13 protein-coding genes are annotated in these 15,413 nt (G+C 37.6%); 6 read left to right on the top strand and 7 right to left on the bottom strand.

Translation table 11 applies throughout. The features are described from left to right. Genes norW through AVFI_RS09480 form a run of 3 tightly spaced genes read left to right on the top strand, consistent with a single transcriptional unit; the run spans window position 1 to window position 2,314 of the window. Window positions 1-1,146 carry an NADH:flavorubredoxin reductase NorW gene (norW, locus tag AVFI_RS09490; protein WP_065640843.1) on the top strand — a complete coding sequence of 382 codons (1,146 nt, stop codon included), beginning with the start codon at window positions 1-3 and terminating at the stop codon, window positions 1,144-1,146. Between the two features lie 13 nt (window positions 1,147-1,159). Next, window positions 1,160-1,933, top strand: coding sequence for a ferredoxin--NADP reductase (locus AVFI_RS09485; protein WP_054775872.1), 774 nt, complete (start codon window positions 1,160-1,162; stop codon window positions 1,931-1,933). A gap of 45 nt (window positions 1,934-1,978) precedes the next feature. Continuing rightward, on the top strand, window positions 1,979-2,314 hold the full coding sequence (locus tag AVFI_RS09480; RefSeq protein ID WP_054775873.1) for a DUF1971 domain-containing protein: 336 nt from the start codon (window positions 1,979-1,981) through the stop codon (window positions 2,312-2,314). Between the two features lie 76 nt (window positions 2,315-2,390). On the opposite strand, the gene AVFI_RS09475 is transcribed toward AVFI_RS09480, so the two are convergent. Beyond that, on the bottom strand, window positions 2,391-4,010 hold the full coding sequence (locus AVFI_RS09475) for a methyl-accepting chemotaxis protein (protein WP_065640842.1): 1,620 nt from the start codon (window positions 4,008-4,010) through the stop codon (window positions 2,391-2,393). 287 nt (window positions 4,011-4,297) lie between these two features. On the opposite strand from AVFI_RS09475, the gene AVFI_RS09470 reads away from it, so the two are divergent. Further along, window positions 4,298-4,570 carry a hypothetical protein gene (locus AVFI_RS09470; RefSeq protein ID WP_012532917.1) on the top strand — a complete coding sequence of 91 codons (273 nt, stop codon included), beginning with the start codon at window positions 4,298-4,300 and terminating at the stop codon, window positions 4,568-4,570. 128 nt (window positions 4,571-4,698) lie between these two features. Continuing rightward, window positions 4,699-5,927 (top strand): IS3 family transposase gene (locus tag AVFI_RS09465; protein ID WP_408580437.1). Its coding sequence is split into 2 segments (ribosomal slippage): window positions 4,699-5,062 and window positions 5,062-5,927, totalling 1,230 coding nucleotides; the frame shifts between segments, so codons are not numbered across the junction. 45 nt (window positions 5,928-5,972) lie between these two features. Here AVFI_RS09465 and AVFI_RS09460 read toward each other — a convergent pair. Both AVFI_RS09460 and AVFI_RS09455 read right to left on the bottom strand, forming a co-directional pair. Further along, entirely contained in the window at window positions 5,973-6,146 is a 174-nt protein-coding gene (locus AVFI_RS09460; protein WP_054776060.1) for a hypothetical protein, read from the bottom strand. 102 nt (window positions 6,147-6,248) lie between these two features. Then, window positions 6,249-6,869 carry a pseudouridine synthase gene (locus tag AVFI_RS09455; RefSeq protein ID WP_005420201.1) on the bottom strand — a complete coding sequence of 207 codons (621 nt, stop codon included), beginning with the start codon at window positions 6,867-6,869 and terminating at the stop codon, window positions 6,249-6,251. 204 nt (window positions 6,870-7,073) lie between these two features. Between AVFI_RS09455 and AVFI_RS09450 the strand changes: the two genes are divergently transcribed. Then, on the top strand, window positions 7,074-9,302 hold the full coding sequence (locus AVFI_RS09450) for an NADP-dependent isocitrate dehydrogenase (RefSeq protein ID WP_054776061.1): 2,229 nt from the start codon (window positions 7,074-7,076) through the stop codon (window positions 9,300-9,302). 91 nt (window positions 9,303-9,393) lie between these two features. Here AVFI_RS09450 and AVFI_RS09445 read toward each other — a convergent pair whose 3' ends face one another. The 4 genes from AVFI_RS09445 to folD all read right to left on the bottom strand — a co-directional run bounded on the left by AVFI_RS09445 (window position 9,394) and on the right by folD (window position 15,301). Further along, window positions 9,394-10,911, bottom strand: coding sequence for a SpoVR family protein (locus AVFI_RS09445; RefSeq protein ID WP_005420198.1), 1,518 nt, complete (start codon window positions 10,909-10,911; stop codon window positions 9,394-9,396). A 10-nt stretch (window positions 10,912-10,921) separates the two neighbouring features. Next, a complete protein-coding gene (locus tag AVFI_RS09440) occupies window positions 10,922-12,193 on the bottom strand; it encodes a YeaH/YhbH family protein (protein WP_011262305.1) in 1,272 nt (423 codons plus the stop codon). A gap of 130 nt (window positions 12,194-12,323) precedes the next feature. Next, window positions 12,324-14,258, bottom strand: coding sequence for a PrkA family serine protein kinase (locus tag AVFI_RS09435; protein WP_005420194.1), 1,935 nt, complete (start codon window positions 14,256-14,258; stop codon window positions 12,324-12,326). Between the two features lie 185 nt (window positions 14,259-14,443). Next, window positions 14,444-15,301 carry a bifunctional methylenetetrahydrofolate dehydrogenase/methenyltetrahydrofolate cyclohydrolase FolD gene (gene folD, locus AVFI_RS09430; RefSeq protein WP_005420192.1) on the bottom strand — a complete coding sequence of 286 codons (858 nt, stop codon included), beginning with the start codon at window positions 15,299-15,301 and terminating at the stop codon, window positions 14,444-14,446. Window positions 15,302-15,413 lie beyond the last annotated feature (112 nt).

Genomic DNA, 15,413 nt, shown 5'->3' with positions numbered 1-15,413 from the left:
ATGAATTTACCTATCGTTATTATTGGTAGTGGTTTTGCCTCTTACCAATTAATTAAAACCATTCGTCGAACTAACAGTGATTGTCCAATTCACGTCTTTACGAATGACAGTGGTGATGACTATAACAAGCCAGATTTGAGTCACGTATTTTCAAAACAACAAAGCCCAGAAGAGGTAGTTACATTATCTGGAGGGGATTTTGCTGAGCAATACAACGTCATTCTACATAGGCACACTTTGGTTGAATCGATTAACCCAGAGCAGCAAACCATTACGGCAAATGGTGAGCAATATACTTACGATAAATTAGTATTAGCGACTGGATCTCATACGTTTGTTCCACCTTTTCATGGGGACGGATGTGAGGACATTTTGACCTTAAATAGCTTGAAAGAGTTTTCAGCGATTCAACAAAAAATACTGGATGCAAAAAATATACTGGTTATTGGTGGTGGTTTAATAGGTACAGAGCTTGCAATGGATTTGGCAAATGCAGGAAAAATGGTGACCTTGGTTGAGCCAAATAGTCATTTACTGGCCAATATGATGCCTGATTTTATCTCTTTACCTCTTGAGAACGCTTGTAAAGAAAAGGGAGTTACTGTCAATTTATCCGATTGTGTGCAAGCCGTGAATAAGCAAGAACAAGGTTACAGAGTAACAACCAGTAATGGTCATTCGTATTACGTGGATTGTGTAATATCGGCAGCAGGATTAAAACCTAATACGCAATTAGCAACAGAAGCAAATCTCATGGTTAATCGGGGGATTGTGGTGGATTCAAATTTACAAACATCAGCTAATAATATCTATGCTTTAGGTGATTGTGCGGAAATTGAAGGCAAAGTGATGGCGTATCTTCAACCTATCTTATTAAGCGCGAATGCATTAGCTAAAACACTATTAGGTACAGATACTGCTCTTGCACTGCCTAATATGATGGTGAAAGTGAAAACACCTAATTATCCAGTACAGTTAGCAGGTAATACATCCACTGATATTGAACGATGGTCTGTTGATATCGATACACAAGGTGTGTGTGCGAAAGCTTACGACGTAAATAATCAATTAACGGGATTTGTAGTAACAAATGAGCGAGTTAAAAACGCTTTCACACTATTTAGAGAGTTAAATACAACGAATTAAAAAGAGGTGAACTATGACAGAAATTCCTCATGGCTTAATTAAAGGCGTTGTCTTAAAGCGTCATGATTGGACTGATAGATTATTCAGTTTGTTTGTTGAAGCGCCAATTAATGCTTATCAAGCGGGGCAGTTTACCAAATTGGCATTATTAAATGATAAAGGCGATTGGATAAGAAGGGCGTACTCTATCGTTAATAACCCTGATCATATTGAAGGGCGAGAGCGAATGGAATTTCTGATCATAGCTGATCAAAGCGGGGAGTTATCTCCTTGTTTGCAAAAACTGAATGCTGGTGATGAGGTTTTTGTTGGCAAAGATGCCAGTGGTTTTATGACCATTGATGAGATACCTCAAGGCGTGGAGGATTTATGGTTATTATCAACAGGTACAGCCATTGGTCCATTTATATCGATATTAGAAACACCAGAACTTGAAATGCGCTTTAAAAATCTCGTGTTAGTTCATGCGGTAAGAACAGAGTCTGAACTAATTTATCAACAACGAATTGAGCAGTTATCTAAACGATATAATAAGAGGTTTCATTATGTACCAATTGTTTCTAGAGAATATGTCAGCGGAGCTTTATGTGGACGAATCCCGTCTTTATTGCTCAACGGAGAGCTTGAAAAGAGAGCAGAACTTCAACTTAGTAAAGCATCTAGCTTCTTATATATTTGTGGCAACCCTAACATGGTTAAAGACACATCTGATGCACTAAAAGTATTCGGTTTTGAAAAGCATTTACGTCGCAAACTTGGGCAATTTAGCTCAGAAAATTATTGGTAATGATTTACACGGTTCGAATCATACAAAACGATTTGGAGAAATATCATGAGTCATTTACGTATTCCAAAAAATTGGACAATTCAGCGTTCAACGCCATTCTTTACTAAAGATAATGTACCTGAGGCACTATTAACTCATCATAATACAGCTGAAGATGTATTCGGGCAGCTATGTGTAATGGAGGGGGTTGTCACTTATTATGGATTTGCAGATTCAGAAGCAACAGAAGCTGAGATTAAAGTTGTCATTAATGCAGGACAGTTTGCTACAAGCCCACCGCAATATTGGCACCGTATTGAGTTAAGTGACGATGCTCAATTCAATATTAATTTTTGGTCTGATCAAGATAAAAGCGGTAAGAAAATGTTTAATACGAAATAGTTTATACTTTTTGTATAGAGAATGTATTTCAGCCATCAATGCACTTGTGAGCATTGATGGCGAGAAACAATTAATATTAGATTTTAAAGAAAGAAAGGAGGTGTTTTTGTTCTTCAGACTGTCGAGCTAATATTTCACTTTCCTGAGCATTCTTTTTAATACTCTCAGCATTTTGGTTGACCATTTCTGAGGTTAACATGATATTTTTCGTTATTTCTTGGGTTACACAAGCTTGCTCTTCAGAAGCCGTAGCTACTAGTGTATTCATTTCCGAGATATGCAGTACTGCGTTCGAGATTTGATTGAAAGCCATATTCACTTCTTCTGCAATGACTTGAGACTCTTCCACTAAATGTGAGTTTCCTGTCATGTGTTGATCTGCTTTTTCTGACTGTTCTTGTAATTTTGAAATGATTTCTTGAATGCTAACTGTGGAATGTTGAGTTTTTGCCGCTAGTGCACGAACTTCATCAGCAACAACAGCAAACCCTCTTCCTTGCTCACCAGCACGAGCCGCTTCAATCGCTGCATTAAGTGCTAATAAATTCGTTTGCTCAGAAATATTATTAATAACTTCAACGACAGAGCCAATATCGGAAGAATATTCACGTAATTGATTTACTATCGTTGCTGATTCTTTTACCGAATCATTAATTTTTTCAGCAATGTTTTTTGAACGTTCTAATGCATCGTAGCCTTCAGAAATACTATTGTTTGCATTCACTGTTGCTTTTTCTGCATTAGAAGCATTAATACTGACTTCCGTGGCTGTCTGAGATAACTCATTGACAGCAGTCGCAACTTGTTCAATTTGTTCTAATTCAATTTGAACATTCGTTGTTGATTCTTCCATTACGCTTGTTAACGCTAGTGATGCAGAAGATACTTTTTCTGCAATAGTGTGAGACCCTTGAGCTATGGTGGCTAATTTATCAACCGTTTGATTTATACTATAAGTTAATTGAGCCAGTTCATTTGAACCATTATCTTCTGGTTGCTTTGATGATAAATCACCTTCTGCAATTTTCAGCATTGCATCTTTTATAGAAATAATTGGATTAACAATTGAGCTTGATAATACAAATGAAATAGCAAGCATTAACATTGAGAAAAGAAAACTAATCATACTGAACATAGTAATTAAGGAAGAGAATTTTTCTTCAGAATTTGAAATTGAATCATCAACACGATCAGAAAGTTCAGTAGTAAATAAGTTTAATTTATTGACTAGATCCATGCCTAGCATACTTGCATGGTCTTGCCATTGTCTAAGTTCTTCTTTAGACATTAAGCCATTAGCATAATTATTTAATACGGTTTCGGTTTGTGCCATGTGCTGATAGTAAGTATCAAACGCCATTTTTCTTTCTCTAGTCGATTGTCGACCATCATCTTTAAATAATTTATTAACGTCGGCATACCAAGTATTTAGTGCGTTTGTATAGGTTTGACGATATTTATCATCTTGAAGTGAACGGAAATAATGAACACGTATAACCCATAGTTGGGTTACTTCTTGGTCATTCACAAAGTTGATTGTATTCACTGCATTTGATATTTGAAGGCTTGATTCTTTTTGTGCAGTTTCAAAATATTGAAATGAGATATAAATGACTAAAAAGAAAAAACTAATAGTGATCCAACTTAAACCGAGTAATTGTGTTTTTAATTTAACGTTTTTTAGAAAAGTAAACATATAAAATGTAAGATGCTGAAAAAAATGTGATGCGGATTGTATTTATAAAAAATGAAAAGGGAATATTAACCTTTTAATTATTTAGAGTGTTTGCACTAAAAATGAGCGTTTTTATTTTCTGGCATTATTGTTGATATTTTTTTTGCATATCTAGCTTCTATTGCATTTTGTTTTTATATGAATATTTGGTGTTAAAGTCGATTTTTCTACTGTTAATATTTTCCAAATGAATGCGTTTTTTACTTGTTCTATGGCATAGTAGACGAAATTATTAAGTGAGAAGTAAGATGACAGAACAACTAGACGATTTCATGACTGAAGAAACATTGATTGAAACCGTAAAAAATCAAATTGAAGATGGCAGTCCTATCGCAGTTAAAGAAACATTAATGCGTTTAGTTATGACGGGTAATCCACGTGAAGAAGCGATTGAAATGATGGCGTGTGCGCTTGCAATTGAAGTCTTTGATGTAATGAAAAATGGCGCTGAGTTTAATCAAAAGCGTTATAAAGAAAACTTAGAATCATTGCCTGACATGAGTTTTATGGGTGATGAATAATTCCAATATTAGTAGGCAGTCATTGTCTTTGATATTGAAATAAAAAGGCCTGATAGTGTTAATACTATCAGGCCTTTTTGTATAATATGTCTCGTCCTGAAATGTGTTTACACATTTAGGACTTTTATATGACAAATCAAGAAAAAACAAAGAATAAGCGAACTCAACGCGATTATTCATTAGGCTTTAAATTGCAGCTTGTTGCCGCTATAGAAAAAGGCGATATGACCTATAAGCAAGCTCAAAACATTTATGGCATTCAAGGTCGATCTACCGTACTTACTTGGTTAAGAAAACACGGTAAGATGGACTGGTCTCAATCACCTAAGATTATTATGCCTAAATCCCCGAAAGCGAAAGAATCGCCTGCACAAAAAATTAAACGTTTAGAGCGAGAGCTTGATGATGAAAGAATGCGTAATTTATTACTTAATGAAGTAGTGAATATCATGGACGCAGAACATGGTGCAGGCCTTAGAAAAAAGTATATTGCCAAGGAGCAAGAAGTCTTCAAAAGCAGAAAATGATCAGCTTAGAGCGAGCTAGTCAGCTACTTGGCATTACAAGACAATGTATATACCAACAAGAACGTAGAGCTCTGAAACGTGCCGTTGAACTTTCACCGGTTAAAAATATGGTGCAAGAAATTCGTCGATATATGCCTCGTATTGGAGGTAAAAAATTATATTTTTTACTTAAGCCCAAATTCATCACTCATGGCATAAAGTTAGGCAGAGATAACTTTTTTTCCTATTTAAGAAATGAGTGCTTATTAGTAAAACCTAAACGAAGTTATACAAAAACTACCTATAGTAAGCATTGGATGAAAAAACATCCTAATTTACTTAAAGAAGTAACACCTCAAGCATCTGAAGAGGTTTTTGTTAGTGATATCACTTACGTTCAATCACAAAAAGGTATTCATTATTTATCTTTAGTAACAGATGCTTATAGTCGAAAGATAATGGGATATGAATTAAGTGATGAAATGAAAGCTACTGATGTAGTCAAAGCTCTTGATATGGCGATAGATAGCCGTCAATATCAAAGGAGTACGATTCATCATTCAGACCGAGGATTACAGTATTGTTCAAAGGTTTATCAGGAAAAATTGAATAAAAATGATATTAAGCCATCAATGACGGATGGTTATGATTGCTATCAAAATGCATTAGCAGAGCGAATAAATGGGATACTTAAACAAGAGTTTCTTTTGTATGACTGTAAAGATTTAGAGGAGTTAAGGCATTTAGTTGAAGAATCTATTTTTATTTATAATGAAATGCGGCCACATTTAAGCTTGGGAATGAGTACACCAAATCAAGTACACAAAAAAGCCAAGTGCGTACGCACTTAGCTTTCAATTAAAAATCGTCAACGTATTTTAGGACGAGACAATACGTTAATCAGCACAGCCAATTTCACCAGTTAGCATACAGTTTTGTTGCTGCTTCTCTTGGTTTTTATAATGCTCATTAGTCAATTCTGTTGAGTTAATGTCAGCTCTATCTGCTGGAGCGCAAGCACTTAACAGCAGTACGCTAGCAATTCCTACTGCCTTAATCATAGTGTTCATAATGATCCCTTTATTTTTTATAATTAATGTAACCAGTCTAATTTAAAAAGCAGTAAACAGATAGGGGAATTAACGTTTTTATTACAATTTAATCTGTTGTTTTTAAAGTGATACTTCTTTCCAGGTGCCGTGAGCTACGTCTTTTATTGTCCAATCTCCCATTGAATAGCGTATTAAGCGTAATGTGGGAAAACCAATATTTGCTGTCATGCGGCGAACTTGTCGGTTACGACCTTCAATGATCGTAATTGAAATCCATGTTGTTGGAATCGCAGCACGAAAACGAACAGGAGGATTGCGTTCCCACACGTTGGGTTCAGGTATGATTTCTACTTTTGCTGGCAGTGTCATGCCATCTTTTAGCTCAACTCCTTGACGTAATTTATCTAAATCATCTTCAGTAGGTGCGCCTTCAACTTGTACCCAGTAAGTTTTTGGTGATTTAGATTCAGGTTGCGTTAGTCGTGCTTGCAACACCCCATCATTAGTTAAAATTAATAAGCCTTCGCTATCGCGATCAAGACGGCCAGCCGCATAAACGTCTTTAACAGAAATAAAATCTGCGAGGGTCTGGCGATGTTGGTCATCGGTAAATTGACTCAATACATCAAAAGGTTTATTAAAGATAATAACTTTACGATCTTTAGGTGCAGGGCGTGGCTTTTGTGTGTTTTTTTTCTTAAAAGCCGGTTTTTTCCAATTAGGGGATCGCTTGAATGTCATGTTAACTACCTTGCAGATTTGTAAAGCTTTTGTGGTGTTTAGTTTTAAAGTTCACCGCTTTTCGCTATAGTGTGCGCGTGAAACAAGAGACTAATAAAAATAATACCAATGTAATGAATGATTAGAATTGGTATCAAAGTCGGTAAATTACAGAACCTATTATACGTTTTGTTGTGGGTTTTGTGGATTAAATAGGGAAATTAAATGACAACGCAAAAATCTAAGATTATCTATACTATCACTGATGAAGCGCCAGCATTGGCGACACATTCACTTCTTCCAATTATTCAAGCATTTGCAGCATCATCAGACATTGATGTTGATACACGTGACATTTCTCTTGCTGGTCGTGTAATTGCTAACTTTCCTGAATATTTAACGGAAGAGCAGCGTATTGGTGATGCATTAGCAGAGCTTGGTGAACTAGCAAAAACACCAGAAGCAAACATCATTAAACTTCCGAATATCAGTGCATCTATACCTCAACTTCATGCAGTAATTAAAGAGCTTCAAGCGAAAGGCTATGCTTTGCCTAATTACCCAGAAGAAGCAAAAACGGATGAAGAAAAAGCCGTTAAAGCGGTTTATGATAAAATTAAAGGGTCTGCAGTAAACCCAGTATTACGTGAAGGTAACTCTGATCGCCGTGCGCCTGGTGCCGTTAAGCAATACGCACGTAATAATCCTCATTCAATGGGGGCGTGGTCTTCGGATTCAAAATCACACGTAGCAAGCATGAGCGATGGTGATTTTTATTCAAGTGAACAATCAGTAACTATTGATGGTGCAACGAATGTAAGTATTGAATTTGTGGCTGAAAGTGGCGATATCACAGTGCTTAAAGAAGGTCTTGCATTGCAAGATAAAGAGATCATTGATGGTTCTCGCTTAAGTAAAAAAGCACTGGTTGAATTCTTTGACGCTGAGACTAAAAAAGCAAAAGAAGAAGATGTGTTACTTTCGCTACATATGAAAGCAACCATGATGAAAGTGTCTGATCCAGTGATCTTTGGTCATGCCGTAAAAGTATTCTACAAAGATGTATTTGAAAAGCACGCAGCGATTTTTGAAAAACTAGGTGTTGATGCGAATAATGGCATTGGTGATGTTTATTCTAAAATTGCCTCTTTACCTGAAGCAGAGAAAGCACAAATTGAAGCTGATTTAGCAGCGGTATATGAATACCAACCAGAGCTTGCGATGGTGGATTCAGATCGTGGAATTACAAACCTTCATGTTCCTAGTGATGTGATTATCGATGCTTCTATGCCAGCTGCACTGCGAACTTCTGGTCAAATGTGGGGACCTGATGGTCAACTCAAAGACACGAAAGCGATGATCCCAGATCGTTGTTATGCGGGTGTTTACCAAGCCGTGATTGATTTCTGTAAAGCAAATGGTGCATTTGATCCAACAACAATGGGTTCAGTACCTAATGTTGGTTTAATGGCACAAAAAGCAGAAGAGTATGGATCTCATGATAAAACATTCATTCTTCCTGCAGCAGGTATAGTGCGAGTGATTGATGGTGCAGGCCATGCACTTATTGAGCATGCTGTTGCTGAAGGTGACATTTGGCGTATGTGCCAAGCTAAGGATGCACCAATTCAAGATTGGGTGAAATTAGCGGTAAATCGTGCTCGTGCAACTGGAACACCTGCTGTTTTTTGGCTTGACGCTAATCGTTCGCATGATGCGGAGCTGATTAAAAAGGTAAATACTTACCTTGCAGATCACGATACAACGGGGCTAGATATTCGTATTTTAGCGCCAGTAGAAGCGACTCAGTTCTCATTAGAGCGCATTGTTAAAGGCGAGGATACTATTTCGGTAACTGGTAATGTCTTACGTGATTATCTAACCGATTTATTCCCGATTCTTGAGTTAGGCACATCAGCGAAAATGCTGTCGATTGTTCCTCTTATGAATGGTGGTGGTTTATTTGAAACAGGAGCGGGTGGTTCAGCACCAAAACACGTTCAACAGTTTGAAAAAGAAAATCATTTACGTTGGGATTCTTTAGGTGAATTCTTAGCGCTTGCTGCTTCGTTTGAGCATTTAAGTGTGACAACAGGTAATGCAAAAGCACAAATTCTGGCTGATACATTAGATGCAGCAACATCTAAATTCTTAGAAACCAATAAATCACCATCACGTCGTGTCGGTGAGTTAGACAACCGTGGTAGCCATTTCTACCTAGCGATGTACTGGGCTCAAGAGCTTGCTGCACAAACAAAAGATGCAGAGCTTCAAACTTACTTTGGCTCATTGGCTGAGACATTAACATCAAATGAAGCAAAAATTGTTGATGAGCTTAATGCAGCACAAGGTGTTGCTGGTAATGTTGGCGGTTATTTCCAACCTGTTGCAGAGTTAGCAGCAAAAGAGATGCGTCCAAGTGCAACATTGAATGCAGCATTGTCGTCACTTTAATTGATTAATGCATTAGATTGATATAATAAAGCCTTGAGGTAGTGATACCTCAAGGCTTTTTGTTATGTATATTTCAGTATTTAGATAGTATTTAAATACTCGTATTGTAGTAATTACGCTTTGGGCAAGAAGATATTATTTCTGCTCGATTAAATGAAATCACTTCTTCCAAAATCACATCAAATCCCCACAAACGATGAAGATGCTTCATTACTTCTTCATGGCTTTTATCTAAAGGAATACGATTATGAGGAATATGGCGTAGAATCATCGAACGATCACCTCGTACATCTACATTCCATACTTGTATATTCGGCTCTAGGTTACTTAAGTTATATTGAGCAGCAAGCTTCTCTCTGATTTCACGATAGCCTGTATCATCATGAATTGCGCTGACTTCAATATGTTTGTTTTTATCATTATCTAAGATGGAGAACAGTTTGAACTCTCGTATTAACTTGGGTGATAAATATTGGCTAATGAAACTCTCATCTTTAAAATTATGCATAGCAAAATGTACGGCATCTAACCAATCGGTTCCTGCTAAATCAGGAAACCATTCTCTGTCTTCATCTGTCGGTTCTTCACATATTCTACGAATGTCTTGGAACATGGCGAAACCAAGGGCGTAAGGATTAATTCCGCTGTAATAAGGACTGTTATAACTCGGTTGGGCAACAACATTTGTGTGGCTGTGTAAGAATTCTAGAATAAACTTCTCAGACACTAATCCTTCGTCATAAAGATGGTTAAGGATCGTATAGTGCCAAAAGGTTGCCCAACCCTCATTCATTACTTGGGTTTGTTTTTGAGGATAAAAATATTGGCTAATTTTTCGTACAATCCGAACAATCTCTCGTTGCCATGACTCAAGGAGTGGGGCGTGCTTCTCAATAAAATAAAGTATGTTTTCTTGTGGTTCTGATGGGAAGCGAATTTTTTCTTCGTTACTTTCTTCTTTTGATTTTGGAACGGTTCGCCATAGGTCATTTACTTGAGATTGAAGATAGGCTTCTCTGTCTTCTTGACGAATTTTTTCTTCTGCTATTGAGATTTTTTCAGGGCGCTTATATCTATCTACGCCGTAGTTCATTAAGGCATGACAAGAATCGAGAATTTTTTCTACTTCATCAACACCGTATTTTTCTTCACACTTGGTTAAGTATTGTTGAGCAAACAATAAATAATCGACAATCGAACTGGCGTCTGTCCAAGTTTGAAATAGGTAATTACCTTTAAAAAACGAGTTATGACCATAGCAAGCATGTGCCATGACTAAGGCTTGCATGGTAATGGTGTTCTCTTCCATTAAATAAGCAATACAGGGGGAGGAGTTAATAACGATTTCATAAGCGAGCCCCATCTGACCATGCTTATAGTTTTGTTCTGTTTGGATGAATTTTTTACCAAATGACCAGTGATGATAATTAATAGGCATACCCACACTAGAGTAAGCATCCATCATTTGTTCAGCTGTGATGATCTCGATTTGGTTTGGGTAGGTATCCAAACGGTAATGCTCGGCTACACGCTTAATTTCTACATGATATTCTTCAAGCATTTGAAAGGTCCAATCAGGCCCATCAGGTAGCTTTGTCGTCCTTTTCATCATTGCCTCCTTAAGCCAGCTGCTTTTGAAATAATTCTCTGAATATTGGGTAAATATCTTCAACGGAACGAATATTTTTCATGGCAAAATTATCAAAGCCTTGTGCCAACTTGTCGTACTCAGTCCACAATGTTTGGTGATGACGTTTTGTGATTTCGATATATGAGTAATATTGGCAAGTTGGAAGAATGGATGATGTCAGCAACTCTTTACATTTTGGTGAGTCATCAGCCCAATTATCACCATCAGAAGCTTGTGCGGCATAAATATTCCACTCATTTGCAGGAAAACGTTCAGCAACGATGTCTCTCATTAGTTTCAATGCGCTTGAAACCATGGTCCCACCAGTTTCTTGAGAGTAAAAGAAATCGTGTTCATTTACTTCTTTTGCCTGAGTATGATGGCGAATAAAAACGACTTCTACGTTTTCATAAGTTCGAGTTAAAAAGAGATAAAGCAGGACATAAAAACGTTTTGCAATGTCTTTGGTTGCTTGATCCATAGACCCAGATACATCCATTAAACAAAACATCACCGCCTGACTGGATGGGATAGGGGTTCGCTCGTAATTTTTATAACGCAAATCAAATGAGTCAATATAAGGAACATGTTTGATTCTTTCTCGAAGCTCCTCTATTTGTTCCTGCATTTTACGAACTGCAAGCGGTTGACTCGGTTCGCTGTTTTTAATGGTTTCTAATTCTTGTTCTAATTCGGAGAGTAATCGTTTTTTACCCGCTGTCATGGCAGTTCTACGAGCAAGTGATTGCTGTAGAGAACGGACGATATCAATATTAGAAGGGACACCGGCGGTTTGATAACCTGCTCGATGGGTTTCCCATTCTGTTATTTTTTGAACTTGGTTTTTCTCAAGGTTAGGCAATTCAAGCTCTTCAAAAAGAATATCAAGGTATTCATCTTTCGAAATTTGAAAAATAAAGTCGTCTTGACCTTCGCCATCCGCACTGGCATCTCCATCACCAGCACCTCCGCCACCATTTCCTCCTTGAGGACGTTCAATTTTATCACCTTTAATAAATTGGTCATTGCCGGGTAATACACGCTCACGAATACCACCTTGACCTTGATGAAAAACAGGCTCAGATATATCTCCCTTTGGAATAGAGATACTTTCACCACTTTCTGTATTGGTTACTGAACGTTGATTTACAGCATCAGAAACCGCACGTTTTATTTGGTCTTTATGGCGACGAATAAAGCGCTGTCTATTGACGGTACTTTTCTTTTTACCATTCAACCTTCGGTCAATAAATTGAGCCATAATATTGCCCTCCTGATTCATATCACCTTAGCGATTGTCTAAAGGAACCTACTTATATAGACAACAAATTAGCTAAAATGTTATTAGATCAGCCCATAATCAGCTATGGGCTGTAACGTCCTGTTTATTTTTATGATGATTTACGAACACGTAAGTACCATTCTGCTAATAGTCTTACTTGTTTTTTGGTGTAGCCTTTTTCCATCATTCGAGCTACAAAATCATCATGTTTTTTCTGATCGTCGGTTGAGGTTTTTCCGTTAAAGGAGATAACTGGAAGAAGATCTTCTGTATTGGAGAACATTTTCTTCTCAATAACTACACGCAGTTTTTCGTAACTGGTCCAAGTTGGGTTTTGTCCGTTGTTGTTTGCTTTTGCTCTAAGAACAAAATTCACTATTTCATTACGGAAATCTTTTGGATTGCTGATCCCCGCTGTTTTTTCTATTTTTTCTAATTCATCGTTAAGTGCTGAACGGTCAAACAGTTGGCCAGTTTCAGGATCACGATACTCTTGATCTTGAATCCAAAAATCAGCATAGGTTACGTAACGGTCGAAAATGTTCTGACCATATTCTGAATAAGACTCAAGATAAGCGGTTTGAATTTCTTTACCGATAAACTCGACATATTTAGGGATTAAGAACCCTTTTAAGAATTCGGTGTATTTATCTGCAATGTCTTGTGCAAACTGTTCTCTTTCTATTTGTTGTTCTATTACATAAAAAAGATGAACAGGGTTGGCTGCGACTTCGGTTTGATCAAAATTAAAGACACGAGAGAGGATCTTAAAGGCGAATCGAGTTGATAAGCCTGACATGCCTTCATCAACACCAGCAAAATCTCGATACTCTTGGTAACTTTTGGCTTTTGGATCGGTGTCTTTTAGGGTTTCACCATCATAAACACGCATTTTAGAGAAGAGAGATGAATTCTCTGGTTCTTTTAGACGCGATAATATTGAGAATTGAGCCAGAATATCCAACGTACTAGGAGAGCAAGGCGCATGAGACAATTCACTGTGCTCTAGTAGTTTTTGGTATATCTTCATTTCTTCCGATACACGTAAACAATAAGGGACTTTTACGATATAAACTCTATCTAAAAAGGCTTCGTTGTTTTTGTTATTTCGGAATGTTTGCCATTCTGATTCGTTTGAGTGAGCAAGGATCATCCCATCAAATGGTAACGCTGACAGTCCTTCAGTCCCATTAAAGTTACCTTCTTGGGTTGCAGTTAAAAGAGGATGAAGCACTTTAATCGGAGCCTTAAACATCTCTACGAATTCCATTAGGCCTTGGTTCGCTTTACATAATGACCCCGAATAGCTATAAGCATCAGGATCATCTTGGGCGAAATGCTCTAATTGACGAATATCGACCTTACCTACAAGAGAGGAAATGTCTTGATTATTTTCATCGCCCGGTTCTGTTTTTGCGATACCGATTTGGTCAAGAATCGATGGGTGAACTTTAATGACTTTAAATTTTGTTATGTCACCACCAAATTCATGCAGTCGTTTTGCTGCCCAAGGAGACATAATGGAGCGTAGGTTACGTGGTTCAATACCGTATTCGTTTTTGAGTAGTTCACCATCTTCATTGACATCAAATAAACAGAAAGGGTGATCGTTAACTGGGCTGCGTTCCCCATTTGCGCTAAGTACATAAATAGGTAATTTTTGCATTAAGCTTTTTAGTTTTTCAGCAAGTGAAGACTTACCACCGCCTACTGGGCCTAATAAATAAAGCACTTGCTTACGCTCTTCAAGACCTTGAGCAGCATGCTTTAGATAAGAAACAATTTGTTCTATTGGTTCTTCCATACCATAGAAATCTTTGAAGGTTTCATAGCGAGAAATAACACGATTAGAGAAAATGCGACTGAGTTGCGGATCAAGTGCAGTATCGATGACCTCCGGCTCTCCAATGGCTAGCAGTAGTCTTTCTGCTGCATTAGCATAAGCACTTTTGTCATTACTACATAGTGATAAGAAATCTTGCAGTGACATCTCTTCATCTTTTGCCGCTTCATAACGGGCTTGATAGTGGTCAAAAATACTCATATCCATTTCCTCTTGTCATCCGTTTTTTAAATTACGCATACTAAGCCTAGTAACTAAATGCTTATTTTGTCCAAGAAAAAACTGAAAATAGAGTGAAATTTGGTCAAGAAGTGTGGGGAAGCGCAGATATAAAAAAGCGAGCAGTAAAATTGCTCGCTAATTGATAGTTTTGTAACTATTAAAAGTTATTTGCTGTGGTATTGCTCACAGGCAAGTAGGGTGTTTTCGATAAGTGTCGCGACAGTCATTGGACCAACTCCACCTGGTACTGGAGTAATATAACTTGCTTTTGTTTTGGCTACATCATACTCGACATCGCCAATTAATTTACCTGAATCCAGTCGATTAATACCTACATCGACAACAACAGCACCTTCTTTAATCCATTCACCTGGAATGAAATTTGGTTTACCAACGGCGACAACAACCAAATCAGCTTGACGAATATGGCTTTCCAAATCTTTTGTAAAGCGATGACAAGTGGTGGTTGTACAACCAGCAAGAAGTAATTCAAGCGTCATTGGTCGACCAACAATATTTGAAGCACCAACAACAACGGCATGCATACCACGAACTTGAATGTTGTAGCGGTCAAGTAGAGTGATGATCCCTTTTGGTGTACAAGAACGCAGTTTTGGAATACGTTGTGATAATCGACCTACGTTGTATGGGTGGAAGCCATCAACGTCTTTTTCAGGATCGATATGCTCTAAAATTTTAGTGCTATCCATTCCTGCTGGAAGAGGTAATTGAACCAAAATACCATCAATTTCAGGATCTTGGTTTAGCTCATCAATTAGGTTAAGAAGTTCTGATTCAGATGTGGTCGTTGGAAGATCATATGACTTTGAAACGAAACCGACTTCTTCACAGGCACGACGCTTACTACCAACATAAACTTGAGATGCTGGGTCTTGTCCAACTAATACAACTGCAAGGCCTGGAGCACGTAATCCTGCTTCTACACGAGCTTTAACACGAGCTCCAACTTCAGAGCGAACGGTTTGAGAAATGAGTTTTCCATCGATAATTTGAGCGGTCATAGTGATCCTTCTAAAGGGCAGTTACTGATTGACCTAAGTATTGTCGCAGAATTAATTCAGAATAGCTATAGAGCAAACGTTTGCGTTCGAGGTTTTTTAAGTATCAAAACAT

Source organism: Aliivibrio fischeri ATCC 7744 = JCM 18803 = DSM 507, assembly GCF_023983475.1.
Lineage (GTDB): Bacteria > Pseudomonadota > Gammaproteobacteria > Enterobacterales > Vibrionaceae > Aliivibrio > Aliivibrio fischeri.
Note: the sequence above shows the minus strand (reverse complement) of the source record. Positions and strands in the feature narration are given on the sequence as shown.